Origin of the sequence: Alteribacillus sp. YIM 98480, assembly GCF_009765375.1 — a bacterium.
Lineage (GTDB): Bacteria > Bacillota > Bacilli > Bacillales > Marinococcaceae > Alteribacillus.
Map to the genome: position 1 here is coordinate 148,037 of NZ_VTOK01000010.1, position 26,157 is coordinate 174,193.

Annotated in this window: 25 protein-coding genes; 7 read left to right on the top strand and 18 right to left on the bottom strand. The window is 35.8% G+C overall.

Translation table 11 applies throughout. From position 1 onward, the window contains the following. Positions 1-411: 411 nt before the first annotated feature. Positions 412-1,071, bottom strand: coding sequence for a Crp/Fnr family transcriptional regulator (locus FZF09_RS14120; RefSeq protein ID WP_158737245.1), 660 nt, complete (start codon positions 1,069-1,071; stop codon positions 412-414). A 57-nt stretch (positions 1,072-1,128) separates the two neighbouring features. On the opposite strand from FZF09_RS14120, the gene FZF09_RS14125 reads away from it, so the two are divergent. The 3 genes from FZF09_RS14125 to FZF09_RS14135 all read left to right on the top strand — a co-directional run bounded on the left by FZF09_RS14125 (position 1,129) and on the right by FZF09_RS14135 (position 5,155). After that, on the top strand, positions 1,129-2,265 hold the full coding sequence (locus tag FZF09_RS14125) for an aminotransferase class V-fold PLP-dependent enzyme (protein ID WP_158737246.1): 1,137 nt from the start codon (positions 1,129-1,131) through the stop codon (positions 2,263-2,265). A 144-nt stretch (positions 2,266-2,409) separates the two neighbouring features. After that, positions 2,410-3,849 (top strand): YfcC family protein, encoded by a 1,440-nt coding sequence (locus FZF09_RS14130; RefSeq protein ID WP_158737247.1) that lies wholly within the window; start codon positions 2,410-2,412, stop codon positions 3,847-3,849. Positions 3,850-3,922: 73 nt separating this feature from the next. Next, positions 3,923-5,155 (top strand): metal-dependent hydrolase family protein, encoded by a 1,233-nt coding sequence (locus FZF09_RS14135; protein ID WP_158737248.1) that lies wholly within the window; start codon positions 3,923-3,925, stop codon positions 5,153-5,155. A 355-nt stretch (positions 5,156-5,510) separates the two neighbouring features. Here FZF09_RS14135 and FZF09_RS14140 read toward each other — a convergent pair whose 3' ends face one another. The 3 genes from FZF09_RS14140 to FZF09_RS14150 all read right to left on the bottom strand — a co-directional run bounded on the left by FZF09_RS14140 (position 5,511) and on the right by FZF09_RS14150 (position 8,600). Continuing rightward, positions 5,511-5,663, bottom strand: coding sequence for a hypothetical protein (locus FZF09_RS14140; RefSeq protein ID WP_158737249.1), 153 nt, complete (start codon positions 5,661-5,663; stop codon positions 5,511-5,513). Between the two features lie 116 nt (positions 5,664-5,779). Next, entirely contained in the window at positions 5,780-7,129 is a 1,350-nt protein-coding gene (locus FZF09_RS14145; protein WP_158737250.1) for a M20/M25/M40 family metallo-hydrolase, read from the bottom strand. A gap of 16 nt (positions 7,130-7,145) precedes the next feature. Further along, positions 7,146-8,600 (bottom strand): YfcC family protein, encoded by a 1,455-nt coding sequence (locus FZF09_RS14150; RefSeq protein WP_199256796.1) that lies wholly within the window; start codon positions 8,598-8,600, stop codon positions 7,146-7,148. A gap of 891 nt (positions 8,601-9,491) precedes the next feature. Between FZF09_RS14150 and FZF09_RS23100 the strand changes: the two genes are divergently transcribed. The 3 genes from FZF09_RS23100 to FZF09_RS23110 are packed head-to-tail and all read left to right on the top strand — an operon-like array spanning position 9,492 to position 10,823. Beyond that, entirely contained in the window at positions 9,492-10,064 is a 573-nt protein-coding gene (locus FZF09_RS23100) for an alkaline phosphatase (protein ID WP_255450579.1), read from the top strand. Continuing rightward, positions 10,036-10,413, top strand: a complete 378-nt coding sequence (locus FZF09_RS23105) for an alkaline phosphatase (protein ID WP_255450580.1) — start codon at positions 10,036-10,038, stop codon at positions 10,411-10,413. Before FZF09_RS23100 ends, FZF09_RS23105 begins: the two co-directional genes overlap by 29 nt. Then, positions 10,392-10,823, top strand: a complete 432-nt coding sequence (locus FZF09_RS23110) for an alkaline phosphatase (protein ID WP_255450582.1) — start codon at positions 10,392-10,394, stop codon at positions 10,821-10,823. Before FZF09_RS23105 ends, FZF09_RS23110 begins: the two co-directional genes overlap by 22 nt. Before the next feature lie 154 nt (positions 10,824-10,977). Here FZF09_RS23110 and namA read toward each other — a convergent pair whose 3' ends face one another. From namA to FZF09_RS14205, 10 genes are all read right to left on the bottom strand, one after another. Beyond that, a complete protein-coding gene (namA, locus tag FZF09_RS14160; protein WP_158737251.1) occupies positions 10,978-12,021 on the bottom strand; it encodes an NADPH dehydrogenase NamA in 1,044 nt (347 codons plus the stop codon). A 105-nt stretch (positions 12,022-12,126) separates the two neighbouring features. After that, complete coding sequence (tatC, locus tag FZF09_RS14165; protein WP_158737252.1) at positions 12,127-12,849, bottom strand: twin-arginine translocase subunit TatC; 723 nt, start codon at positions 12,847-12,849, stop codon at positions 12,127-12,129. A gap of 91 nt (positions 12,850-12,940) precedes the next feature. Further along, positions 12,941-13,144: a twin-arginine translocase TatA/TatE family subunit gene (locus FZF09_RS14170; protein WP_158737253.1), complete on the bottom strand. Its 204-nt coding sequence runs from the start codon at positions 13,142-13,144 to the stop codon at positions 12,941-12,943. Between the two features lie 22 nt (positions 13,145-13,166). Next, complete coding sequence (locus tag FZF09_RS14175) at positions 13,167-13,955, bottom strand: SDR family NAD(P)-dependent oxidoreductase (protein ID WP_158737254.1); 789 nt, start codon at positions 13,953-13,955, stop codon at positions 13,167-13,169. 27 nt (positions 13,956-13,982) lie between these two features. Continuing rightward, positions 13,983-14,759: an SDR family NAD(P)-dependent oxidoreductase gene (locus FZF09_RS14180; RefSeq protein ID WP_158737255.1), complete on the bottom strand. Its 777-nt coding sequence runs from the start codon at positions 14,757-14,759 to the stop codon at positions 13,983-13,985. Positions 14,760-14,925: 166 nt separating this feature from the next. Beyond that, positions 14,926-16,002 carry a zinc-dependent alcohol dehydrogenase gene (locus FZF09_RS14185; RefSeq protein WP_199256797.1) on the bottom strand — a complete coding sequence of 359 codons (1,077 nt, stop codon included), beginning with the start codon at positions 16,000-16,002 and terminating at the stop codon, positions 14,926-14,928. A 166-nt stretch (positions 16,003-16,168) separates the two neighbouring features. Next, on the bottom strand, positions 16,169-16,954 hold the full coding sequence (locus tag FZF09_RS14190; RefSeq protein WP_199256798.1) for an SDR family NAD(P)-dependent oxidoreductase: 786 nt from the start codon (positions 16,952-16,954) through the stop codon (positions 16,169-16,171). 13 nt (positions 16,955-16,967) lie between these two features. Next, on the bottom strand, positions 16,968-18,278 hold the full coding sequence (locus tag FZF09_RS14195) for a sugar ABC transporter substrate-binding protein (RefSeq protein ID WP_158737256.1): 1,311 nt from the start codon (positions 18,276-18,278) through the stop codon (positions 16,968-16,970). A gap of 9 nt (positions 18,279-18,287) precedes the next feature. Further along, on the bottom strand, positions 18,288-18,689 hold the full coding sequence (locus tag FZF09_RS14200) for a cupin domain-containing protein (RefSeq protein ID WP_158737257.1): 402 nt from the start codon (positions 18,687-18,689) through the stop codon (positions 18,288-18,290). 20 nt (positions 18,690-18,709) lie between these two features. Then, a complete protein-coding gene (locus FZF09_RS14205) occupies positions 18,710-19,939 on the bottom strand; it encodes a M24 family metallopeptidase (RefSeq protein ID WP_158737258.1) in 1,230 nt (409 codons plus the stop codon). Positions 19,940-20,269: 330 nt separating this feature from the next. Here FZF09_RS14205 and FZF09_RS14210 point away from each other — a divergent pair, with 330 nt between their 5' ends. Next, complete coding sequence (locus FZF09_RS14210; RefSeq protein WP_158737259.1) at positions 20,270-20,731, top strand: VOC family protein; 462 nt, start codon at positions 20,270-20,272, stop codon at positions 20,729-20,731. A gap of 19 nt (positions 20,732-20,750) precedes the next feature. Here the strand turns inward: FZF09_RS14210 and FZF09_RS14215 are convergent, their stop codons facing one another. The 4 genes from FZF09_RS14215 to lpdA all read right to left on the bottom strand — a co-directional run bounded on the left by FZF09_RS14215 (position 20,751) and on the right by lpdA (position 26,153). Beyond that, positions 20,751-22,379, bottom strand: coding sequence for a sigma-54-dependent Fis family transcriptional regulator (locus FZF09_RS14215; protein ID WP_233269511.1), 1,629 nt, complete (start codon positions 22,377-22,379; stop codon positions 20,751-20,753). 28 nt (positions 22,380-22,407) lie between these two features. Continuing rightward, entirely contained in the window at positions 22,408-23,028 is a 621-nt protein-coding gene (locus FZF09_RS14220; protein WP_158737261.1) for a GntR family transcriptional regulator, read from the bottom strand. A gap of 284 nt (positions 23,029-23,312) precedes the next feature. Beyond that, a complete protein-coding gene (locus FZF09_RS14225; RefSeq protein WP_158737262.1) occupies positions 23,313-24,740 on the bottom strand; it encodes an aldehyde dehydrogenase family protein in 1,428 nt (475 codons plus the stop codon). Between the two features lie 27 nt (positions 24,741-24,767). Then, positions 24,768-26,153, bottom strand: coding sequence for a dihydrolipoyl dehydrogenase (gene lpdA, locus FZF09_RS14230; RefSeq protein WP_158737263.1), 1,386 nt, complete (start codon positions 26,151-26,153; stop codon positions 24,768-24,770). Positions 26,154-26,157 lie beyond the last annotated feature (4 nt).

The following is a 26,157-nucleotide window of genomic DNA, read 5'->3' on the forward strand; positions in this document are numbered from 1 at the left end:
TTTACTTCGACCAAAGGAAATCTGTCAATGATACTTTCGGATGCCCAGCCACTCATCCAGAGGATAATGATTGCCCTGGATCTCGATATTAATTTCTTATAACATCCTCTCATGCCTGTCCTTAAATAAGAGGTTAATGTTTATATTTATCGACTTTTGTGCTCCCAGCTTATTAAATAAGTGAAGTGTTCCAAAGTTATTAATTCTTCCCTTTTTATTTTCCCTTAGCAGGTAAAGTAATTCGATCCTTCATCCGCTCTGAATATTTCTATTAATCCAGTCTAGAAACGCGAAAATTTTTTTGTTTAAAGCGAGGAAAATAAAGAGTATTTAGATTATAAAAACTTTTCAGTTTGTAAAATGTAATACATAACTATTTCAACACTTACTTTAAAATCATACCTACTTAACTTAAATCTCATTAAATAAGTCTCTTATACTATTAATATAATAATACTTTCCTTTTTTAAAAATTACTTTGTTGCTGAGTAATAGCTGAATATGATTAGTGACAGTGACTCTGCTAGTTCCAATTAAATTCGCTAGTTCTTGGTGAGTGAAGGATATTTTTATTTTTATGCTTTCATCTTTCTGTTTTTCACCATAAGTTAAACCTAAGTTTGCAAATGTTTTGCAAACTCTATGAAACGATGAATCATAGGAAAGATGCAAAGACTGCTCTGAAAGGAGGTGAATTTTCATGCTCATCATTTCGAACAGCTGTTGAGAATAAGCTGTGTTCTCTTTAATGACCTCTTTAAAAAAAGAGGGACTGCATTTTATTAAAGTAGTGGTACAAGCGGTAATTGCATTTGTTGCGTATGGCTCGTTTAAGAAAATGCTGCCTTCACCTAAGACACCATTTTTTCCAATAATAGCAATAGCCTTCTCTTCACCCGTTTCGGAAACTAAAAATAATCGAATCCTCCCTTTTTTTACAATGAAAACAGATTCAACAGGATCATTATAATGATATAAGATTTGGTCTTTCTTTATCTCCATTAAAGTACCATTATTTTCAATAATCGACCAATCAAATGAAAGGTCGTCCAACCAAGGTGTATATAGCAAAAAAATCCCTCCGATATCAATAAAGTCAATAAGTATTTCTGAAAAGGAAGTGTAAAAATGGAATTTCAATTTTCTAAATACAGAAACCTTTTTCCAAGTTTAAATCATTATACTCAATTATCATCTTGTTCTCAAAGTGCTATAAGCACACCAGTTAAAAAAGCCGTACAGGAATATATGAATTCATGGGAACAGTTTGGAATGGATTGGATGGGATGGGTGGAAGCTGCTGAAACAGCACGTAAATATTTTGCAGAATTAATCAATGCCGAAGTGGAGGAAGTTGCCATCGTCTCTTCTGTTTCACATGCCGCTTCAGCTATTGCAACGGCATTAGAGTTTTCAGATAACCGAAACGAGATTGTCACCACAGATATGGATTTCCCTACAATTGGTCATGTATGGCAATCCCAACAATCAAGAGGTGCTAGTACAAAATTCATTTCTTCAGTAAATGATTATATCCCTATTGAATTTTATGACAAAACACTTAGTTCTCAAACGTTACTTACATCTATTGCTCAGATTGCTTATTATAACGGTTTTGAGCAGGATGTGAAGAAGATTACCGAATTGGCTCACAGCAAAGGCTCATATATATTTGTAGATGCTTATCAATCCGCCGGCAACGTCTCCATTGATGTTAAAGAATCAAATGTCGATTTTTTAACATCAGGGCTTCAAAAATATCTTCTAGGAATACCTGGAGTAGCTTTTCTTTATATAAAAAAAGAAATTGCCGAAAAATTAAATCCGAAAATTACTGGCTGGTTCGGACAGGACAACCCTTTTCTTTTTGACATTAAAGATTTGACATATAAGAAAGGTGCCCAGAGATTTGATTCTGGAACAGCACCAATGATTAATTGTTTTGCTGCTAAAGAGGCTCTTAACCTTATCCTGGAAGTAGGAATGAATAAAATCGAAAGTTATTTAAAAGAACTTTCAGCTTTTACTATTTCCTATGCTCAGAAAAATTCCTTAGAAATTAAAAGTCCAACTGATACTGCGCTAAAAGGGTCTAATACAGCCATTTATGTTGAGAATGCTAATGAAATAGAAGCATCCATGAGAAGAAAAGGAATAATTGTTTCTGCCCGTAGAGATGTTATTCGAATAGCTCCGCACTTTTATAATAGCAAAGAAGACATTACTAGAGCCATAGATCTATTAGTTGAAACTATACAAGAATAAATATAGACAGATGGAAAAATAAAATTCTTACTGCCGAAAATGAATTACCTATAAACTTTAGCTGCAATGAGAAGCTTTATTAAACAATGAACATAATTTACATTTCCCGTAATACTAATTTGTATTTAAAGGAGGATCACCTTTATGCAGAGTGAAACAAATAAACCTTTAAATCAAAAGGAGACGAAAATAAATAAAAAGAGGTTAAAAGTTCCCAATATAATAATTGTTTTATTGATTATGATGGCACTAGCCATGATTGCAACCTGGATCCTTCCCTCCGGAGAATTTCAAAGGGAGACAGGGCCTGATGGCCGAGAAGTCGTTGTGCCTGATTCTTTTACATTCACAGAAAATAGTCCAGTAAATTTATTTGAAATGTTTACTGCTATCCCAAAAGGATTAGAAGAAGCAGGAATGGTTGCTTTTACCGTTTTAATAATGGGCGGCGCTTGGCAAGTTATTAATTCCACTGGCGCCATTGCTGTTTTGATTCATAAATTATCAATACGCCTTGAGGGACGGGAAACACTCGCAATTCCAATATTTATGATATTGTTTTCAATCATCGCTGCGTTTATTGGTGCTGCGGAGTTAGCTTTAATCTATATACCAATAATTATGCCATTAATGATTGCTTTACGATTTGACATTCTTACTACAACAGCAGTTGCTTTAGTTGGAGTATATGGGGCATTTCAAGCATCTTTAACCAACCCTTTTACTGTAGGCCTTGCCCAAAATATAGCTGGACTTCCTTTATACTCTGGTATTGGTTATAGATTCATTGTGTTGATTACATTTGTAAGTGTCGGAATCGCCTATGTTGTACGCTATGCAAAAAAAGTTAAAAAAGACCCGAATAAAGGTTTAGTAAATGAAGAAACAGAATCTTTTCTTCAAAACGTATATACGCCACAGAAGCATATAGAACAAAAAGGCGGAAATCGCTTGATTCCTTATGTATTAATTACTGGTTTTCTTGCAATAATTTACGGTGTTCTGGCACTCGAATGGTATATGTATGAAATAGGTGCAATTTTCTTTATTTTAGCTTTAATCATTGGAAAGCTGGGAAAACTGACACTTGATGATTTTGCTGATCATTTTATTGAAGGTTCAAAAACAGTATTACTTGCTGCCTTTGCTATCGGTATGGCTAGAAGTATTCTAGTTATTATTGAAGACGGACAAATCATTGATACGACTATAATGGGTTTATTTGTACTAGTCAATGGCTTACCTGAAGCATTTACAGCAACTGGAATCTTTATAGTTCAAGGTTTATTTAATTTCTTTGTTTCCTCAGGAAGTGGTCAAACGCTTATCACAATGCCGATTCTTTCTCCTTTAGCAGACCTTGTAGGAATTACAAAACAAACGACAGTGTTAGCCACTCAGTTAGGGGATGGCATTTCTAACCTTCTCTTCCCAACGCAAGGGGTGCTTATGGCAAGTTTAGCTTATTCAAAAGTTCCTTATGAAAAATGGCTTCGTTTCATTTTTCCATTAATTATCATTTGGACAGTGCTTGGTATTGCCTTTTTAGTGATCGCTCAATTGATAAATTGGGGCCCTTTTTAAAATGACTTTTACTAATAATAAAAAATATTAGAATATTGAATCTTTATAACCATTAGAAATGAGGAGATTTTTCATGAAGAAAACCGTTTTAAAAAATGCAGTATTAATTGATGGAGAACATAACAATCCTATCGAAGATGCCCTTGTTGTCTTAGAAAATAAAACCGTCACTTATGCAGGAAAACGTACCGATGACATTTTAGAAAAACATCAACAACATGCAGCTATCTATGATTTAAACGGAAAAACTATAATGCCAGGTTTGATTGACGTGCACGTTCATTTAAGCTACAACGGTGACCCTGATATGATTTATTCCATCATTATGGAAGATGCTCAAATGACTTTAATTAAAGCGATAAGTCGAGCAAAAAAAGCATTAGAAGCTGGTTACACTACACTGAGAACGATGGGGGAAAAGGCGCATGTTGATATTACAATCAAAAAAGCTATCGAGCAAAACGAAATAGCAGGCCCCCGCATTATTGCCAGTGGGAATGCCTTATCAATAACCGGAGGTCATGGTGACAAAATTCCTTCTGGAATAAAAGCCCAAGGAATAGCAAAAATCGTGGATGGAGAAGATCAAGTACGAAAAGGGGCTAGAGAGCAATTAAAGCTAGGTGCCGATAATATTAAATTAATGGCGACTGGCGGAGGATCTTCCATAGGTCCTGCCACCGCTTTAGAATTTACGCTAGATGAGATGCTCGGAGCTGTCGAGGCAGCAGAGGAATTTGGCAAAACTACTGGCGCTCACGCAATAGGAGCACGTGGAATTATAATGGCCCTCAAAGCTGGAGTAAGAACGATAGAACATGGAACTTTCCTGGATGAAGAAGGTATTGAATTGCTTCTAGAAAAAGAGGCATATTTAGTGCCCACATTGTCAGCCTTTAAAACACTTACTTATGGCAGAGAAGGTGGTGTGCCTGATCATCATCTTAAAAAAGTAGAATACTACAGCGAGAAACACTACGAAAATCTCAAAAAGGCATTGAAAGCCGGTGTTACTGTAGTTACCGGCACTGATGCAGGAACGCCGTTTAACTACCACGGAGACAATGCTTATGAACTATCATGCCTTTTAGACTGTGGCATGGATCCAATGGACGCAATTAAAAGTTCTACTAAATATGCGGCAGAAGCATTAAGGCTTGATAATTTAGGAACGATTCAAGAAGGAAATATAGCAGATATAATCGTTGTGGATGGAAACCCTCTTAAAGATTTGAACGTTTTGCAAACAAATGAAAATATTAAAATGGTCATAAAAGAAGGTGAGCTAGTTATTGAGAGAGAATAAGCTTTTTAGGATAACACTTTCTATTAGACTGTAAAATAATTTCGAATCAAATGTTGTAGCAGGATCTCAGTGCCTGCTACTTTTTACTTCACTGTCATTTCATTTGGTGATGCAGTAACAGGCAATCATACATTTTAATGACTTTCATCTGATTGGCAATAATACCTTCGATTTAGCCATTGTTATCTTATAAAAGAATCTGATCTAATTTACCAGCCATTCAATGTCCACGACACTTGGTGGAAGTTCTTCTGCATGCGCTCTCTAACAGGTTTTAATAACCTAGTAAAGATAACGGCACAATTGAACCTGTCTCAATAACATAGGATTCCTCGATGCTTTCTGCACAGCAGATTCACAGATGGTCGTCTTCCGTGGCATCGACTTTGAGTGGATCGATCAGAGCAATTTCTCTGCTTCCTGATTGAAAGAAAGACAAAGCAACGAATCGTTGTAGTAGTAGAATGACATTTAAAACGCCAAATATTTGTACTTTCTTACCTTTCAAAAAAAGACTCCTTTTGTCGGATAGAAGCGTAAAACACTCTATCCATCAAAAAGGAATCCTTTCTTTTTGCCTCTTCTCACGATGGGGAACCTTCACTCGGAAAGAGACCTAATCTTTTAAATACTTTTAAGCTTGTGGATTACATGGCTGATGCATTTCATCCCATTGAAATAATTTTTTAAGTTCAGGTTTTCGTTCGGTGAGTGGTTTGCTTGATCGAAATTAGCATATGGGACAATCACGGAAGGAACTTTCAGGATATCTGTCCAAACATAAACAGGTAGACTCCCACCCAGGCTTGGCTGTAAGACAGGTTCAGTATGATAAGCTTCTGCCACCGCTTCGTTTATTAATTGTACAACTTCTAAGCCTGCAGCGGTCCTCGAAGGTTTCATCTCTCCCAAATGCTTGACTTTCACTTCAGGAGCATACTTTCTAACATGATCACAAACTTTTTGATAAATATCCTCTGGGTCTTGATCAGCCACTAAGCGCATGTCTATTTTAACCTTTGCCTGACCAGGTATGACACCTTTCAGACCTTCTCCGCTAAACCCGCTGTTAAAGCCGGCAATGTTAAAGGTAGGAGTCATTGTTAGTAGACGGTAATAATCTTCTCCAGACATATTTAGTTTACTGTATCCTACTTTTTTTGCTGTGCTTTCTAAATCAAATGGGAGTTCTTTCAATAACCTTTCTTCTTCCAAAGAAGGCTTTTTTATATTATCATAAAACCCTTCAATCAATATGTTTCCATTTCTATCGCACATCGTCTGCAGCAATTCTACCAGGGGCCAGACAGGATTAGGCAAAATATTGCCCATATTCCCAGAATGGTTGTCCCATTGTGCTCCTTCTGCTGTTAGTTCTACACCTAAAACACCTCTGACCCCCAGAAGTACAAAGGGTGCTCCGCTTTCATGCATAGAACCGTCAGCAGTATATACCATATCAGCTTTTATAAGGTCCTGATGGGAAGCAACGAAAGAAGCTAGGTTTGTACTCCCATTTTCTTCTTCTCCTTCAAAGACAAATTTTATATTAATAGGGAGAGAGCCAAATACCTCAAGATAAGACTTAATCCCAAGAATCTGGGCCATTAACTGTCCCTTATTATCTCCAGCCCCTCGAGAATATATTTTTTCATCCCGTATAGTCGGTTCGAAAGGAGGAGACAACCATTCTTCCACTGGTCCAGAAGGTTGGACATCATAATGCCCATAAATTAATAACGTGAAATTTTCTTGCTTATTTATGATTTCTCCATATACAACCGGGTTCCCTTCTGTTTCAATGAAACGGGTACTCGCCCCAATCTCTTCCATTTTTTTTATGATAAAATGGGCGGTTTCTCTTATTTCAGTGTCATTGGAATGGATACTTTTTTTTCTCAATAGTACAAATAAATCTTCGATATAATCATCTGCTCTTTCTTTGATTAATTGTTCTACATTTTGTAAATTCATTATTCCCTCCAAAAACTTAGTATGGTCCATAATTTATCAATTGAGCCGTTGCGACAAATAGTGCCCCAATCACAAGCCAAATCAATAATAGTGGAAAGACAAACTTCAACCAATGACCATATGATACTTTTCCTATTGCCAGACATGCCATTAATGTCCCGGATAATGGCGTAATAATGTTAGTTACAGCATCTCCTAACTTGAAAGTGATAAATGCTGATTGTCTGGTCACTTCCATCATATCGGCAATAGGCACCATTATGGGCATAACGATAGCAGCCTGTCCCGACGCAGAGGTAATTAATCCATTGAATATAAAATTAAATATATACAGAAGCTGCATTCCTACTAGAGGCGAGGTGCTCTCTAACCCTGAGGAAACACCATAGACAATCGTATCAATGATTTGTCCATCTTCTAATAGAATAATAACCGAACGGGCCATTCCAACTACCATAGCCCCGTAAAGGACTGCGCTTGCTCCACTCATGAATCGCTGAATGAAATCATTCGGTGTAATCCGGGCAACAATTGCAATACAAATACTAAGCATGAGAAACACTGCTGTAAGTTCATTAAGCGCCCATTGATATGTGAAAGCACCATACAAATAAATACCAATGGATAAGAAAAATAGCATAATGGTTATTTTGTGTTTCCTTGAAAAGGTAAGATCTTTGTTCCTGGTGTCTTCTTCTTTTGATTGATTGGTAAATGAATCCACGCCCATTATACTGTTAGATGGATTCTTTCGTACTTTTTCAGCATAACGACAAATATATAGAATAGTAACAATCACGAATACAACAAATATTGCTACTCGAAAAAGCAATCCAGAAAATAGTGGAAGTTCAGCAATAGTCTGACCTATTACAGTGACAGAAGGGTCAAATATACCCGCGCTGAACCCTGAATATGCCCCTAAGAAAACCATAGCAACTCCTATAAGAGGATCTAATCCTAAAGAACGGGCCAATAGAAGTCCAATCGGAACGAAAGCAATGGCAAGGTTAGGTGCAATCCCTATTGTTGAGAGTAATGCAAACGTACCGCAGAAAGAGAAAATTAATAAGTATTGGTTTCCTTTCGTTCTTTGGATAAGATTATGGATTCCTGAGTTAATTGCACCCGTTGATTCAATTACCTTTACTACTCCTCCCATAACAAGGATTAAAAATATAATTCCGGCTGAACCAATAAATCCTTGCTGAATAGCCACAAAAATATCCATAAATGAAATCGGATCAGCAGCCAAATATTGAAAACTGTCGGGAACAATCTGTGTAATACCGTTACTTTCCTCCCTCTCAAAAGCCCCGGAGGGAAGGACATAAGAGGCAGCAAAAGCTAGAAGCAAAAAAATAAACAAGATGACAAAAACATCAGGCATGACCCATCTTTTATTTTTTCTCGGCTCTTGAACTGGAGGTTCCTGAATTGCTTTCTCTTTAGATAAACTGGCCTTGTCCACTATAACATCATCCTTTCTATTCTTAATCTAGTACCTATTGTGGTTCCTATTCTCCCCCTGTGCTTTTCTACCTTACCTAGTTAAAAGCTTATGGAATCATCTTTATGCCCCTTTCACAAAATAATATGATAAATCTAAATATTATTAATATTGATATTACATAATAATTCTTAAATAGTATGTAAAATATTTTACACTCTATCCTATCCAATGCATTTACTCAATCCGCATATTGGTAAAACAGAAAAAGGAATATACCACCGGTTTTTGTGGTCACGGGGCGTTCATGATTCAGCATAACCACCATCCATTGTTAGATCCGTTACATGGCTATTTCCTGCATTAAATCCAATGCCAACACATCCTCCAATATTCCACTTGGTCGAACGTTCGCCGAGTTCTTCAACTACGCCAATGACTTTTTAGCCAGAAACAAGGGAATACACTCCATTAAAAGTCAAGGAATCTCCATTACATACTCCACATGCCACTACACGAGCAACGCTTGCTTCTCCAGGCTGGGGAATTGGAATCTCTTACTAGTTTTAGTTTCATCTTTTCGACTTTGGACTGAATTTGTATAGCTTTCATCATTTAATTTAGTAATGGAAACTTTTATTATCCTCTCCAACTTTTTAAACTCCGTTATACGGTACTCTTTATAGGATGAAATATTTTTCAAATATTTCTTAAATAAATTTTACAGTATATTTATCCTTTTAACATTTTTCAGTAAAACGAAAGTACTAGGCTTGCTATATATTTTCCATTTTCTCAAGGGATAGAGAAGAAGATTGAGCTCTCTGTTTGATTCTTACACTCACTTTATTCTCACTTAATATTACTTCTTTAGGGTAGAAAGTGATTCACAACTAGAAGGGAGAGAAAACAGTGAAATCTATTCATCGACAATTAAGAGGCTTAGCTGTTCTAGGGATGGGGGCAACCCTAATTTTTGCGACAGGAACAAATTCGACATTAGGTGTCGGAAATAGCGACAGCCCACCTCCACACTCAAATGGAAAAGGCAACGAAAAAGTCGAAAATGTAATTTACATGATCCCTGATGGATTTGATGCCAATTATGCTACAAATTACCGACACTATAAAGAAGAAGGAGAACCTGTCTGGGACAATTTTTTAACGGGTATGATGAAGACCGAATCGGCCGATAATAAGGTGACTGATTCAGCAGCAGCAGGAACAGCTATGGCGACGGGAGAAAAAACGGATAACGGAATGATCAGCATGACACCCGACGGAGAAGAACTTGAAAGTGTTTTGAACCAATCTGAAGAAGCTGGAATGTCTACTGGCCTGGTTGCCACTTCCACCATTACCCATGCTACTCCTGCCGTATTTGGAGCAAACATAGATGACAGAGACAAAGAAGCAGAAATTGCGCCTCAGCTTATCGACAATGTAGATGTATTACTTGGCGGGACAGAACATATTCCTTCCTGAAGAAATGGGAGGCGAGCAAGGCGAAACCAATTTAATTGAAGAAGCAAAATCAGAAGGATTTGAATATATAGAAGATCAAGAAGGACTAGATGCAGTAGATCCAACACAACATGATAAAATACTCGGGTTATTTGGGGAAGAAGGACTTACTCCAGAAATGGAACGACCTGATGAGGAGCCGAGCATTGCAGCTATGACCGAGACAGCTATCGAATCACTTAAAGAAAATGAGGATGGTTTTTTTCTTATGGTAGAAGGAAGCCAAATTGACTGGGCAGGCCATGAACATGATGCAGCCTGGGCTATGAGTGATACAGAGGCTTTTGAATGGCAGTGCAGGAAGCTGTAGAATTTGCTGAAGCAGACGGAAATACGCTCGTTGTTATAGCTGGGGACCATGAGACAGGTGGAATGAGTGTAGGTGGATATGATGAGTATGAATCCAAGCCGGAAATCCTTCATGATGTTACAGCAACAGGTAATACAATGGCAGAAGAGCTAAACGACGACCGTTCCAATGCTGCAGAAGTTTTAGAGGAATATGCAAATATCGACATTTCTGAAGAAGAAGCAGCGAGGATTCAATCATCAGAAGAACCTGCCCTGGAAATCAACACGGTTATCAGTGAGCATGCCTATGTCGGCTGGACAAGCGATGCACATACCGGGACAGATGTTCCGCTTTATGCCTTTGGCCCAGGGTCTGAGGAATTTAATGGGCTGCTTGACAACACAGACCTTCCGACACGTATGACATAAATAAAAAAAGCAGTGCTCCCGAATAGTGGACATTTAACCATCCATTATTCGGGATTTTTGAGGCATCAATTCCAGTATTCATAGCACGTTTGATCATAGTAGGTATTTGTTGAGTTACTAACCTTCCAGAATTTAATATTAGACTAAAAAAACTTCAATCTAGATGCTTGTATCGGATTTTCCATGACCAAGACCTGTCATATTGATTCGGACCATCAATAGGTGTTCCGAGTTCATCTGCAGCCACACGAGGCCAATAAGGGTCACGTAAAAGTTCTCGGCCGATGAAAATAAGGTCTGATCTATCGTTACTTAAAATTTCTTCGGCCTGAAGTCCACTTGTAATTAGACCAACAGCACCAGTCATTATTGTAGCCCTTTTTTTGACTTCTTCAGCCAACTTTACCTGATAACCTGGATAAACATTAGGTTTAATATTTAAAACAGCACCAGAGGAACAATCAACTAAATCAACCCCTTGATTCTTCATTAATTTTGCGTATTCAACATAATCATTGACTGAATTTCCTTCACTGTGATAATCAGTTGCAGATATTCTTACAAAAAGAGGACCATCCCAAACCTGGTTCACAGCATCTATAATTTCTTTCAAAAAGCGATATCTTTTTATCTTTGTACCCCCGTATTCATCTTGACGTAAATTAGAAAGCGGAGATAGAAATTCATTAATTAGATAACCATGTGCTGCATGAATTTCTATGACATCGAATCCAGCTTTTTTAGCACGAACAGCCCCATCTTTAAATGCTTGAATAACTTCTTTGATATCTTTTTTACTCATCTCTATAGGAGTTTTCATTTTTTCAAATGGTACTGCTGAAGGAGAAAAAATATCACCATCGACAGTTGCTTTCCTACCTGCATGAGCTAGCTGTATCCCTATGTGTGCACCTTGATGGTGTACCATACGAGATAATTTATTGAATCCTTTAATATGTTTATCACTCCAAATACCTAAATCTTTATCAGATATTCTACCTTGAGGTGTTACTGCAGTAGACTCAACAATTATCAATCCTACTTGTCCAACGGCTCTACTAATATAATGAGTCAGATGCCAATCTTGTATCTTACCGTCCTTTTCATGACTGGAAAATTGACACATTGGAGACATAACTATTCGATTTTTTAAAGTTATATTTGAAATTTTAAAAGGGGAAAATAATTTTAATTTCATCGCTTATCAATCTTCCTTATATTAAAATTTTTGAGATAGGGTATACATAGTAATAAAATATTTTATAGGTTCTTGCATATAATCAAATGATAGGATCAATCAAATCTAGTGCATATTAATTTCTGTATTTATTTGTTTTCGGTACACGAATTTACTAATTATAATACTCAACTCATATAAAACAAGTAAAGGTATAATAACAAGTACATCTGAAACAAAATCCGGCGGAGTAATTAATACAGAGATAACAATAAGCATGAAATAAGAAACTTTTCTAACTCGTATAAGTTTGTGAGGGTTAATAATACCAAGCTTAGTTAAAAACATAATGATCACAGGCATTTCGAATAAAAAACCAAATGGAAGAGTTAGATTAACCATAAATGTGAAATATTTGTCAGCTGTAAAAAAAGTTTCAAATTGATCACCAGAAAGATTTTTCAAAAACGAAATAACAAGAGGGAATAGAGCGAAATAACCGAATGATAGGCCTATTAAGAATAAAATAAACAGGATAGGAATAAAAGATAGTGTTATTTTTTGTTCACCTATAGAAAATGCAGGGGCAACAAATTTCCAAACCTGAAGAGCTGCAATCGGAACGGTGACAGCAATAGCTACTGTGCCAGCAATCACCATATACACCCAAAGGATATCTCCTGGACCCAACAAAGCTAATTTATCATCAAGATCTTTGGTCAGGAACTGAAAAATATTCTTAACGAATAGAAATGATACTAAAAAAGAAAATAAAAATGATAGTAGCGTTATAATGATTCTTTTGCGAAGCTCACTAAGGTGTTCTACAATATTCATTTCACTATCCATGCTTATTTTCTCCTTTCCTATTATAATAAAGATGTAAGAAGGTTAAACGTAAACCTACCTTACATCTTTAAAAGTCATTTGTTTCCATTATTTAACTCTCTTTTTCTTCTCCAGATTCATTTTGATTATATTCTTTATCTGGATTCACATCTACCAGATCATTAGTTGATTTTTTGAATTCTTTTAAAGTAGTACCGAATGCTCGACCAATTTCTGGTAACTTGGAAGGACCAAATATAATTAATGCAATAACTAGAACAAGAATTAACCCTGGAATACCAATGTTTTGGAGCATGTAAAAAAACCTCCTGCTTTTATTATTGTAGTTGCATTCCCCCACTAATATTTATTCCTTGCCCAGTTATATTTTTTGAGAGATCAGATGACAAATATAAAACCATATTTGCTATATCCTTAGGTTCTTGGGGTCTCTGTAACGGTATATCTTTGGTGAAATCAAGAAAGGCTTCTTCCGAGCTTATTGATCTTTCTTTTGATAGTTGTTTTAGTAGTGGTTCCCAAAGAGGGGTACGTACTACGCCTGGACAAACTGCATTAACATTAATATTATACTCTGCTACTTCTTTAGCTAGTCCTTGTGTCATCCCCAGTACTGCGAACTTACTTGCTGAATAATGTACAAATAACGGTATTGCTTCTTTAGCTACCATAGAAGAGATGTTTATAATTTTTCCAGATCTCCGTTTAACCATATGCGGCACTGCTGCCTTTGAACAAAGAAAAACTCCTTTAACATTTATATCAAAAATTCGATCCCACTCTCTTTCTGATATTTCAGAAAAATTAACTGCGCTACTGACACCTGCATTGTTAACTAGTATATCTAAGTTCCCAAATTCATTTATTGTTGAATTCACTAAAGCATTGGCATCATTCTCATTCGTAACATCAGCTTTAATTGCTATAACATTACTCTTTCCGTTTTGTTGTAATTCTTCTTTAACAGATTGAAGACTGTTTTCATCAATATCCGTCACAGCTAAATTGGCACCAGCGTCTGATAAGGTTAACGCAATTTCCCTTCCCATGCCCTTCCCAGCTCCCGTTACAATCGCTGTTTTACTGTTTAAAGAGGTTGAATACATTTCAATGTCTCCTTCCTTTATAAATACTCAATGAACCTCTTTACCACCTGCAATATTAATAGTCGCTCCCGTAATATAATTAGCTTTATCACTCACAATAAAAGCAATTAATTCACCAATTTCTTCTGGTTTTGCCATTCTTTGTAATGGTACATTTGATATTAACATTTCTCGATATTTGTCAGGTGTAACTCCTTCAATTGGTCCTCGCTTTTCAAAAACATCTTGCATTATATCTGTATCAGTATATCCGGGACAAATCGCATTAACATTTATGTTATAGGGAGCTAATTCTAAAGCATACGTTTGCGTTAACATGTTTACAGCTGCTTTTGATACAGAGTAAACTCCATTCCCAACTTCTCCAGTTTTTGATGCAACAGAAGATATATTTACAATTGTGCCGTGCTTTTGTTGGATCATATTTTTCGCAACAGCTTGACTGGTTAAAAACACCCCTTTTGTGTTTATATCCATTATTTGATCCCACTTCTTTTCATCTAAATTTACAAGAAATCCAGAAGTAATAGCACCCGCACAATTTACTAAGATATCAATCTTCTTAAATTTATTTATAACAGAGTCTACCACGACATCTACTTGTTTCTTCTTGCTCACATCCATTTCCATAAATGTACTCTGTCCGCCTAGTTGTTTTATTTCTTCACTAGTTTTTTTAATATTTCCCACGTTAATATCTGTAGCAATTACATTTACCCCATAATTTCCTAACGTTAGGGCAGTTGCTTTACCAATTCCTTTTCCTGCACCTGTAACCAAAACAACTTGTTTATTTAATTCCATGTATTCACTCACCTCATTATTTTCTTACTACTGCTTAAAAAATACTTCATAGCTTTCGTTACGGTGACCACGGAATTTCAACATTTCTACAACTTACAAAACCTCTTGTTCTCACAATTGTACATTTTTTCCATTTTAAGATTCAAACAACATAATTAAAGTTAAATTATTTATTTATTAAATGTAACTTAATACAATCCTTTGAAGTGTTAGCCATTTTAAACGCTTTTTCCGCATCTTCCAATTGCATTTCATGAGTTACAATAGGAGATAAATCTATAGGATTATTTTGTAAAAATGAGACAACTCGTCCCCATACATATGGGGAACCCACTGTACCTTTAATATTTAAACCTTTTATCTGTATTTTCCCTAATTCCACAGTAATTTCCTGCCCAATGTTAATCCCAGTAAAAGAAATATTGCCATTATTTTTAGCTAAATCGAATGTTGATTTTAAGGCCTCTTTGTTTCCAGAAGCCTCAACTACAAGGTCAGCCCCTAATCCATTTGTTACATCTTTTACTTTTTGAAGGACGTCTTCAGATAAAGGATCTATAGTAATGTCTGCACCTAGCTTTTCACCTATATCTCTTCTAAATTGGATTGGCTCTACAAGAATAGTTTTTGATCCCATCCCTTTAGCTGCAGCAAGTGTACACAAACCTATTGGGCCACCACCTAAAATCACCGTCCAATCTCCTGCATCTATTCCTCCATGAACATTTATAGCATAATATCCTACACTAAATGGTTCAATTAAAGCTCCTGTTTTATCATCCACCTGCTCTGGTAATAAATGAAGCCATTCTGGTCTAGCGACAAGATATTCTGCGTCCCCACCATTTAATGTAAATCCAAAATGATCTGAATTCGGACAATAAGAGAAATTCCCAGATTGGCAAACGGAACATGTACCGCATCCAATAACACATTCTCCTGTGACTCGATCACCAACTTTAAACTCATCCACTCCACTACCGACTTTTACAATTTCACCAGCCCATTCATGCCCCGGTGTAATGGGGTATTCAAAGGGAATAATATATTGTCCACTAATTAATTCATAATCTGAATGACAAATTCCACAAACATTCATTTTTATTAAAACTTCTTGAGAAGAAATATCAGGGATTGAAAGTTCTTCTACTACTAAGTTCTCAGGTCCTTTTATATTAACCGCTTTCATTTTTTCTGTTTCCTCTAATAAATTATTACTATCTTTCATTTTAACCGTTTTCATTTTACACTCTCCTTGAGTTTTTAGGAATCCAAATCTAGTTGGATTTCTGCTGAAGATACTTCGATATTTGATCTAAACTTTAATTTTCCAAAATTTTTTCTCTTGGTAGAAAAAATAGATTCATATAAACAAATATAATTTATTTATTATTTACTGATTTTATATATCAGTGAAGCTCAACTCCGCCATTTACATTTAAAGCTTGACCAGTTACATAAGAACCATGTTCCGATGCCAAGTATAAAATAGCGCCTGCGATATCCTCTCCAGTACCATGTCTTCGTAATGGAATTGTCTCAATAACTTTTTCTTTCATTTCTTCAAAGCTTATTTCTCTAATTTCCGCTTCATTTCTTAATGCCTTCCAATGCATTTCAGTTGCCATGTTTCCAGGTGATACTGAATTTGCAGTTACCTTGTAATCTGCAAGTTCCAATGCTAAAGACTGAGTAAAATTAATAACAGCAGCTTTTGATGCACAATAACAAGAGAATTGTTTTTGGCCAGTTTTCCCATAGAAAGAACCTGTATTTACAATAGTGCCAAATTGTTGTTGTTTCATTTGTTTGGCTGCATGTTTTGAACCTAAAAATACCCCTTTTAGATTAACGTTTAATACTTTATCAAAGACATCTATGGGAGTGTCAGCTACTTCATACATATCTTGAACAACACCTGCATTGTTGGCCATGATATCTAACTTATTAAATTTTTTCACAGTTTCTTCAACCAAATTTTGTACATCTTCTTCTTTTGTAACATCCGTTTTAAAAGAAAAACCTTGATTGTCTGGGAATTCATTTTTAAATTTTTTGAATTCTTCTTGAAGAGCTGAAGAATTATCTGCCATTACAATGTGAATTCCCTTCTCTGCTAATGTGCGACATATATTCGTTCCTAGTCCACCTGCTGCTCCAGTTACAATTGCAACTTTATCTTTAAGTCCCTCCATATTAAGCATCCCCTTATTCAAGAATTTTTTTCTTATAATGCTGCTCATACAATTGAGTAATTTCTTCCCATTCTCCACTGTCTTTGGATTCTTTAATTTCTTTGGATTCCCTGTATCCTGACGGCTTATCTCTTGTACCCCACATTGATTCAGGTTCTAATGGCCATACGTTGTTTTGGGGGTCCCAGTCATCCGGATTCAACACCCTTGACATTAATTTCCAATCAATGGGTATTTCTTCTTGTGTATAAAATTTTTCATGGTAAGCATCCACATTGTTTTTATCTATAACCATATCACCGGTATACATCATCCGCTCGGGAACTGTGGGTTCCCAACCATGGAAAGCATCATAAACTCTTACGGCACTATATCCGGCTTGCCAAAATGGATGGCTCGTAAGAGTGGCAGTAAACCTTCCTTCTTGGATAAGTTCCATTGTTTCTTCATTACCATCATTACCGGTAATTGGTATTCCTTTCATACCTCGTTCTTCTAAAGCTTGCATTGCACCAATCCCGGTGTCATCATTTTGTGCGTAAACCCCGTCTATATCTGGATGCGCACTAAGAATATCTTCCATAACACTTTGAGAATCTGACCGATTCCAATTTCCTGGTTGCGATGCAACCAATTCAATATCAGGATATTCTTCTAGCGCTCGTTCAAGCCCTACTGTACGTTGCCAATCAGCAGTATGTCCTGGAAATCCAGACACTTGAGCCAGTTTTCCCTTTCCGCCCATTTCTTCAAAAAGTATTTTTGCCATTTTGTATCCGCCTTCAATAGAGTTAGGGGTGAAATATGTCACATAATAATCCCCAGTATCAATAGGTGTGGTCCAATCAGGCATATTCCAAGTATTTGTCATATAAGTTTGATTTTCATTTGCTAATTGAGCGATAGTTAATATATTTGATGAACCAGGTGTTGTAATAAAAAACATCTGATTATCCTGTTGAGGTACAAGTGTTTCAAAAGATGCCAATTGTGTTCCGGGGTCATTTTCATCTACAAATTGGTCATATTTCATATCCAAAGCAGCTACTGCTTGCTCTGCGCCTCTATTCCACATTTTGTAATAATTGTTATCTAGAGTAGAAAACATCGCGATCATTGGTTCATCTTTTTTTATTGCTATCCCTGCTTGTCCTGGTTCAGAGCCATTAGAAGTAATTTCATCCGCTGCATTATTACAAGCAGTAATTAAAGGTCCAAGGGCAGCTATACCTCCAGCTGCCGTTAACCCTTTTATAAACTTTTTTCTACTAATATTAACTGTTTGTATTTTATTCATGAAGTCTTTATTTGTTTTTTCATTCATATTTCTCACCTACTCCATTGGATTATATCCAGCTTTTTCTAAAGACGGTGCTCCACCATAAACCCAAACTGTCTCCAAATTCTCTGTGGAGTGAGTGTTTTTAAAAAAATGTTTCTCTCCTTTTGGTACAAACACTAAATCCCCAGGGCCAATATCAAATTCTTCGTCTCCACTAATTGCGATTCCGTGACCTTTAATTACATATAAAATTTCTTCAGCGTTAGGATGTGTATGGAGTTCATGAGCCCCACCGCCAGGTTCAAATATTGTATGGCCAAAAACGGAATGTTCAGATCCCATTGTATGTTCAGTACACACCCATTTCACATCCATCTTTACCCATCCTTCATCTGCACTTAAATTATTATCCTTTCTTAAATCATGAACATTTACTTTTCTTTTAGTCATCATTAATCACCCCTCAATTAAAATTATAAATACGCTTTACTTCCAGGAAGCCCACAACTGATTAGTTCATTTGATGGAAATTTTGTAATTACTTCGCAACCATCTTTTGTAACTACCACTTCATCTTCAATACGTGCTCCACCATTACCGTCTGCTGATGGGCAATAAGTTTCTAGAGCAAAAACCATCCCTTCTTTAATCTCAAATGGTTTATCCATGAACAATCTAGAAAAAACCGGTTTCTCCCAAATGCTCATCCCTATACCGTGACCAAACTGCAAAAGATATGCTTCTTTTTCATCTTTTAAACCTATTTCCTCTGCAGGTGGCCAACATTTAGCAATATCTGAACTTGTAGCTCCAGGTTTTACAGCCTCAATTGATGCTCTCAACCATTTGTAAGCCTTTTCATAAGCCTCCTCTTGTGCCTTAGTTGGTTGGCCACAAACAAAGGTCCGATAATAACATGTACGATAACCATTAAAAGAGTGCATGATATCTAAATAAACCATATCTCCAGGTCGAATCATACGATCGGAAAATACATGAGGATGAGGTTGCCCTCTTGATCCGGAAACACTATTTACACATTCTACTAAGTCTGAACCCATGGCATATAGTTCCTTATTTGCAATTGATACTAGGTCATTTTCTCTAACACCAGGTTTTATTGCTCGTGCTATCTCCCCATAGGTAGCGTCTACCATAGCTGCAGCCGTCTTTAAAAGCTCGATTTCATCTTGAGTTTTGATCATTCTAGCATCTAGCATTGCTTGTTGGCCATCTACAACTTCAATTCCTTCATTTTCCAAGGCACGAATTAAGGGGATATCCATAATATCTACCCCTACAGATTTGTTCTCAACTCCAAACTCTTGAAGAGTCTGTTTTACTTCACTAGCAATGTTTTCTACATTTCCATGTTCACTAGGTACTGCTCCACGCATGGACCCTACTGAAGGATGGACACTATCAGCGATCCAAGGGCTAGAAATTTTTTTAGCCGGTGTCGCTGGATCATACAATTGAGGACTTCCGTTTTCTGGTAGAATTGTATAGCGGGTCATTTTGTTTCGCGCCCATTCTCCAATGTGAGTCCCGGTAATATAACGAATATTGTCAAAGTCATAACAAAGAAAAGCACCTAAATTATAAACTTTGAGCTGTTCTCTTGCTTTTTCTAACCTTTCATTTCGTAATCTTTCGTAGTTGACTCGATCTTCAAAGTCAACACCCATCAATCCATATCTCATTTACCTCACCTCTTTTTACTTTGTAAGAATTCAATATATATAATTGCAAAAAACATGCCAACATATAAAATCTAAAAACACTGCTGTAGTAAGGAAAAGTTTAATCAACTTATTGTTGTTATTGCTAAAAATATTAGCAAATAATAAAATATGCTCATAACTTAAACAAGTATAATAATGCTTATCCACTCTTCACCTTCGTGTCACTTTACATTGATTTTTCTTTTTTCGTCTATCAAAATGAATTAAATGTTTTATCTATTATGAAATTGGCATGATAGTTGCAAAAATTAAATTCACTTAAATTTTTAAATAGAAGGGTGAGAGTAAATGAGTCAAGAAAAAGTAATTGGTTTTTATCACGCTGGTATAACTGTAAAAAATTTAAAAGAATCCCTTCAATTTTACTGTGACTGGTTAGGTTTTGAGTTACTTTCACGTCAAGACGTTGACCAAAACTATATATTTAATATAGTTGGAGTCCATGATCTAAATAAGATTAAAATTGCTTTCTTAAAAATTCCAGGCAGCCACACTTTAATTGAACTGTTGGAGTATGACGGGGTTGAGAAATACTCAGGAAGCTGTAGGCCATGTGATTATGGTTCAGGACACATCTGTCTTTATGTGAATAACTTAATTGCAATGCATAAAAAACTAAAAAATAAAGGGGTTCGTTTTAAATCAGGCCATCCAATTTATATTGATAGCGGGCGCAATAAAGGATGTTATGCCATTTATATGTTGGATCCCGATGGTTTCATTGTTGAATTGATACAGACTGCAGATTAATTTAAGAGGATTATACTTCTTACGATAGGTGCCTATTCTGTTTATCATTCACAAAATCAATGTTATATTGTTTTATTTTATTGTATAAGGTATTGCGTGTTATCCCCAGAGCCTTTGAAGATTTCGAGATATTACCACCGAATAATAATAATGTCTTTCTAATCGATTGTTTTTCAATTTGATTAAGTGATTTTAGTTCTGCAGTTTCTTCGACAATAACATCATTTAAAATTTTTTCTGGAAAGTGATTAATACTTAATTTTTTACCTTGCGAATATATCACAGCACTTTCAATATAATTTTCTAATTCTCTAATGTTTCCTGGCCATTTATATGATTGCAAAGCAGATATCAACTCTTCCGAGTATCCATTGGTTTTAATACCTATCTTTTGTTCCACTTTTTTTAACAGTTGTGAAAATAATAGTGGAATATCCTCCGTTCTTTCCCGTAAAGGGGGCATTTTTATAGTAACTACTCCTAAACGATAGAATAAATCTTGCCTAAATTCCCCATTTTCAATCAATTTGTCTAAAGGTGAATTAGTAGCTGCTATAACCCTTAAATTAAGTGGGATAGTTTTATTGCCCCCAACTCGAATTACCTCATTTTCTTGTAAAACTCTAAGAAGTTTAACTTGCATTTCATTAGGCATACTATTTACTTCATCTAAAAAAAGGGTACCACCATCTGCTAATTCGAATTTACCTGCTTTTCCACCTTTTTTAGCTCCTGTAAAAGCCCCTTCACTATATCCAAAAAGCTCACTTTCCATTAAATCTGTTGGAACTGCCCCACAATTTATGGCAACAAAAGGTTTGTTTTTTCTTTTACTCGAATTATGAATTGCCTGGACTATTAATTCTTTCCCTGTTCCACTTTCTCCCTGTACTAATACTCTTGAATCAGTATTTGATACTTGTTTTGCCAATTGGACGATTTCTTTCATTTTTGAACTTGAGTAAAGAATATTCTCAAATGAAAAATAAAGATTATCTCTTACTCTATCGAACTCAAAGCTACTTTTATTATTTTTTAACTCATGTTCCAACGCTTTCTCAATATTGAAAACTAGAGTCTCAACTAAACCAAGGGTGTGATGATGTACGTTAGAATAATGACCAGATAAATTAAGGACACCTAGAATTTCTCCATTAGGATGGTGGATTGGAACAGCTGAACAAGTCCATTCGTGAAAATTAGCATTGAAATGTTCAGCTCCAATAATTTGAACAGGCTTATTTTTAAATAGTGCCAAACCGATAGCATTTGTTCCAGCAAACGCTTCAGAACGGTTTGCTCCATTAACAAGTCCCTGTTTTTCAGCTTTTTTTAAAGTTTCTTTTGATCCTTTAATTTGTATAACAATACCCTCCTTATTGGTAAGGACACAAATAAAACTTGATGTTTGGATTACCTGTTCTATTGCTTTTATTTCCTCCAAAACAACTTTTATTAATAATTCACTTTCGGACTTCGACTTAATAAGTGTTTCTTCATCAACGGGTTTAAACTTTTTAAATGGATCTACTTTCGCCTTCTTACTTCTTCGCCAAGATTGAGCTACATCATTTCTTACATTTTCTAAAACTTCGTCTTTCCCATTATTGAAGTTCTTCCATTCGGATAATATATTATTTAACGTCACCAAAAACACCCCTCCTTAAAAGAATAACTCACAAGTGATTTTTTAACTCTAAAAAGTGTTCCCGAATTACCGTTTTTGCTTTAGTTTCATCTTTATCTTGAAGAGCACCAATTATTGGTTTGTGTCTCTCAATTAAGTTCTTTTGTTTGGAATACAAGATAGTTCCATAGTAAGTCCAATAAGGTAAACATAGCTTTTCCCATATGTTTAAAAGTATTTCACTATGGGATAATTCAACAATTATTCTATGAAATTTGTTATCTAGCTTTATTTGTAGGACTAGATTATCTGTCAAAGAAGCATCCTCCATTTCCTTATACACTTGTTTTAAGCTTTCGATATCACTTTCCTCTATATTGAAAATAGCCGATTCAATTGCTAAACCTTCTAGTTCGGCTCGAATGCTATAGATATCTTTTAGCTCTTGTTTGGAGAATTTCTTAACGAAAGTTCCCCTGAATGGTTTGACCTCCAATATTCCTAAACTTTCTAATTCTTTAAAAGCTTCTCTGACTGGTGATTGGCTAACCTGAAGTTCTTTAGCAATTTTTGTTTCTACTATTTGATTTCCGGGTTTAACCTCCCCTTTCATTATTAAGTCAGATAAATAAATTTTGATTTCTTCTTTCATACTTTTTCTAACAAACATTTTTTGTTCTCCCATCACTAATTTAATATTAAAGTAAAAACAATAATCGATTATCGTTTATCGTTTATTCTAATATTATATATTTTCTGATTATTTTTCAAGGGTAATTATGACTTTTTTCCTGTGATTTTGATACAGGCTTACACAAAACTCCAATTATAATATCCTCAATTTTTAACATCAAAAGTGTAATATAAATAAAATGTCAAAGTATTTAGTGGTGCTTAAGTATAAAAAAGACATAAGCTCCATTTTAATTTGGAGCTCATGTCTTGATCACTGTATTAATTATCTTTTGACATTACCACCAGTTTTAATTCAGTCATATCTTCGAGGGCGTATCTCACACCTTCTCGCCCTGTACCGCTTTCTTTCACTCCTCCATATGGCATATGATCTACTCGAAAGGTAGGTATATCGTTTACCATAACACCACCTACTTCTAACTTATCACAAGCTTCTAAGGCCGTTTTAATATTTTCTGTATAAATCCCCGCTTGTAAACCATATCTTGAATCATTCACATTTCGTATAGCTTCGTTAACTGACTCTACTTTATTAACCAACACAATTGGTGCAAATACTTCTTCACACGAAACCTTAGACTTAGGGTCTACATGTAATAGTATGGTTGGTGTAAAAATATTTCCATATCTGCTCCCTCCACATGCAACTGTTGCTCCACTTTCTCTTGCTTCTTCAATCCAGTTCAAAGCCCTCTCTACGTCTGCAGAACTAATTAATGCAGATACTTCAGTACTTTCATCAAGAGGATTACCAAGTTTTATGTTTTTAGTTTGTTTTACCAATGATTTAACAAAGTCCTCGTAAACTTCTTCATGCACATAAACCCGTTGTAAAGAGATACACACTTGCCCTGAATATGCGAAAGATCCCTGAACTATACGATTTAATAATGGGTGGTAATCTACTCCTTTATCTATAATAAGCGCTGAATTTGAACCAAGCTCTAAAGTTACTTTCTTTAGTCCAGACCTGCTACGAATAGCTTTTCCAACCTCCGGACTTCCAGTAAAAGTTATCATTTCAACTCCTTCACTTTCTGTAAGTTTTCGACCAATTAAACGGCCAGGGCCAGTAACTACATTTAATGCACCCATCGGAAGACCTGATTGTTCAAACAGTTCTGCTATAAAATAAGCAGTGAGTGGAGTTTGAGAAGCTGGTTTTAAAATGATCGCATTTCCAGCAGCTATAGCCGGGCCTAGTTTATGGGCAACAAGATTCATCGGGAAATTGAAAGGTGTAATAGCAGCTACAACTCCTAAAGGTTCTCGAACCGTATAAGCTAATCTTCTTTCACCTCCTGGTGCAGCATCTAACGGAATTGTTTCCCCATGAATTCTCCGAGCTTCCTGAGCAGCAAATTTATATGTCATGATGGTACGTTCTACTTCCACTCTTGCAGTGGTAATAGGTTTTGCAGCTTCCAATGCAATAATTTCAGCACATTTTTCAGAATGTTTCTTTAATTTTTCTACTAGTTTTTCCAAGATACTTGCTCGCTCATTGGCCGTCATTTTTTTCATTGTTCTAAATGCCTTTTCAGCAGAGTGAATAGCATTATCAACATCTTGTTCATTCGCGTAGGCAATTTGTGCAATTTGTTTCTCATCATAAGGAGAAAATAGTGCATAATACTTTTCCGTTTTCTGAAACTCACCATTAATATATAAATGTTTGCGTTCCATTTACTTTTTTCCTCTCTTCCTATATTCCTATAACCTGTGAATCCCTTTATTACTCCAGGTAAGGGCTGCCTCATACATCCCCTCAGATAAAGAAGGATGAGGATGTATTAAAGTAGTTAATTCTTCGACTGTGCCTTCCAAATGCATACTTAATGATGCCTCTGAAATCATCTCAGTAACATGAGATCCAACCATCGCTACCCCAAGAATTTCACCATGTTTTTTATCCGCAATTATCTTGACAAAACCCTCAGACTCTCCCATCGATAAAGCTTTTCCGTTTCCAGTATTGTAAACCAACTCTACTTTCACATCATATTTCTTCCGTTGTGCCTCTTCTTCAGTCATACCGACACTTGCTGCTTCAGGCAATGTATAAATACATCTTGGAACTATAGAATAATCTATTTTTTTATAGTTGCCTGCAGCATTTTCTGCTGCTACTAAACCTTCTGCACTAGCCACATGTGCAAGTTGCCATCCTCCAACCAAATCACCAACTGCATATATTCCTACTTCACTCGTTTCCATTCGGTCGTTTACTGAAACGAAAGAATTATTCATTTCTAGATTTAATTCTTTTAATCCACCCACATTTGGCTTGCGTCCTGTTGCGACAAGTATTTCAGTTGCTTGTAAAGAGGTTTCTTCATTTTCTGCTGTCACGAGGCTTAATACAACACCTTTATTGGTTTGTTTCACCTTTTCAACCACTGTTTTTGTTTTAACTTGAACGCCTATTTTTGTAAGCTTTTCTCTCAGAAAGTCCGAAACATCCTTATCCTCAGTCGCTGCTATTCGATCACCTAGCTCAACTATCGTTACTTTTGTATTCAGACTCGCAAATATATTGGCGAATTCGATCCCAATGACTCCGCCTCCAATAATTACCAAGGAATCTGGAATTTCAGTAATATTAAAAATAGTGTCACTAGTGTAGTGTTTTACTTCTTCCAATCCTTGAATCATTGGAACCTCAGGAATTGAACCCATAGCACAAATAATATTATTCCCTTTTATATTTTCTTCCTTTTGTTGCATTTTTATATGAACCTCATTGTTTTTCTTAACATAACCTATTCCTTCATAAACACTTATTTTATTAGCTTCTAACAAGGAAGATACCCCAGTACGAAGTTTTTTAATTACTTGATCTTTTCTCATCATCATTTTTTCAAGAGACATTGAGACTTTTCCAGTTTCAATACCCCATGTATTAGCTCTTTTTATTTGTTCAATTACTTCCGCATGATGAAGAAGTGTTTTTGATGGAATACATCCTCTATTTAGACATGTACCTCCTAAGTCCCTCGATTCAATAAGAGCAACAGAGGAACCAAGCTTGGAAGCACGAATGGCTGCTACATATCCTCCGGGTCCTCCTCCTATAACAATTACATCATAATGTTTCATAATA

Bases quoted from the DNA above. Each gene is read 5' to 3' on its own strand.
- FZF09_RS14125 (WP_158737246.1), top strand. From the start codon at position 1,129: ATGGAATTTCAATTTTCTAAATACAGAAACCTTTTTCCAAGTTTAAAT.
- FZF09_RS14130 (WP_158737247.1), top strand. From the start codon at position 2,410: ATGCAGAGTGAAACAAATAAACCTTTAAATCAAAAGGAGACGAAAATA.
- FZF09_RS14135 (WP_158737248.1), top strand. From the start codon at position 3,923: ATGAAGAAAACCGTTTTAAAAAATGCAGTATTAATTGATGGAGAACAT.
- FZF09_RS14145 (WP_158737250.1), bottom strand. From the start codon at position 7,129: ATGAATTTACAAAATGTAGAACAATTAATCAAAGAAAGAGCAGATGAT.
- FZF09_RS23110 (WP_255450582.1), top strand. From the start codon at position 10,392: ATGGCAGTGCAGGAAGCTGTAGAATTTGCTGAAGCAGACGGAAATACG.
- namA (WP_158737251.1), bottom strand. From the start codon at position 12,021: ATGAAATTAAAATTATTTTCCCCTTTTAAAATTTCAAATATAACTTTA.
- tatC (WP_158737252.1), bottom strand. From the start codon at position 12,849: ATGGATAGTGAAATGAATATTGTAGAACACCTTAGTGAGCTTCGCAAA.
- FZF09_RS14170 (WP_158737253.1), bottom strand. From the start codon at position 13,144: ATGCTCCAAAACATTGGTATTCCAGGGTTAATTCTTGTTCTAGTTATT.
- FZF09_RS14175 (WP_158737254.1), bottom strand. From the start codon at position 13,955: ATGTATTCAACCTCTTTAAACAGTAAAACAGCGATTGTAACGGGAGCT.
- FZF09_RS14180 (WP_158737255.1), bottom strand. From the start codon at position 14,759: ATGGAATTAAATAAACAAGTTGTTTTGGTTACAGGTGCAGGAAAAGGA.
- FZF09_RS14185 (WP_199256797.1), bottom strand. From the start codon at position 16,002: ATGAAAACGGTTAAAATGAAAGATAGTAATAATTTATTAGAGGAAACA.
- FZF09_RS14190 (WP_199256798.1), bottom strand. From the start codon at position 16,954: ATGGAGGGACTTAAAGATAAAGTTGCAATTGTAACTGGAGCAGCAGGT.
- FZF09_RS14195 (WP_158737256.1), bottom strand. From the start codon at position 18,278: ATGAATGAAAAAACAAATAAAGACTTCATGAATAAAATACAAACAGTT.
- FZF09_RS14200 (WP_158737257.1), bottom strand. From the start codon at position 18,689: ATGATGACTAAAAGAAAAGTAAATGTTCATGATTTAAGAAAGGATAAT.
- FZF09_RS14205 (WP_158737258.1), bottom strand. From the start codon at position 19,939: ATGAGATATGGATTGATGGGTGTTGACTTTGAAGATCGAGTCAACTAC.
- FZF09_RS14210 (WP_158737259.1), top strand. From the start codon at position 20,270: ATGAGTCAAGAAAAAGTAATTGGTTTTTATCACGCTGGTATAACTGTA.
- FZF09_RS14220 (WP_158737261.1), bottom strand. From the start codon at position 23,028: ATGTTTGTTAGAAAAAGTATGAAAGAAGAAATCAAAATTTATTTATCT.
- FZF09_RS14225 (WP_158737262.1), bottom strand. From the start codon at position 24,740: ATGGAACGCAAACATTTATATATTAATGGTGAGTTTCAGAAAACGGAA.
- lpdA (WP_158737263.1), bottom strand. From the start codon at position 26,153: ATGAAACATTATGATGTAATTGTTATAGGAGGAGGACCCGGAGGATAT.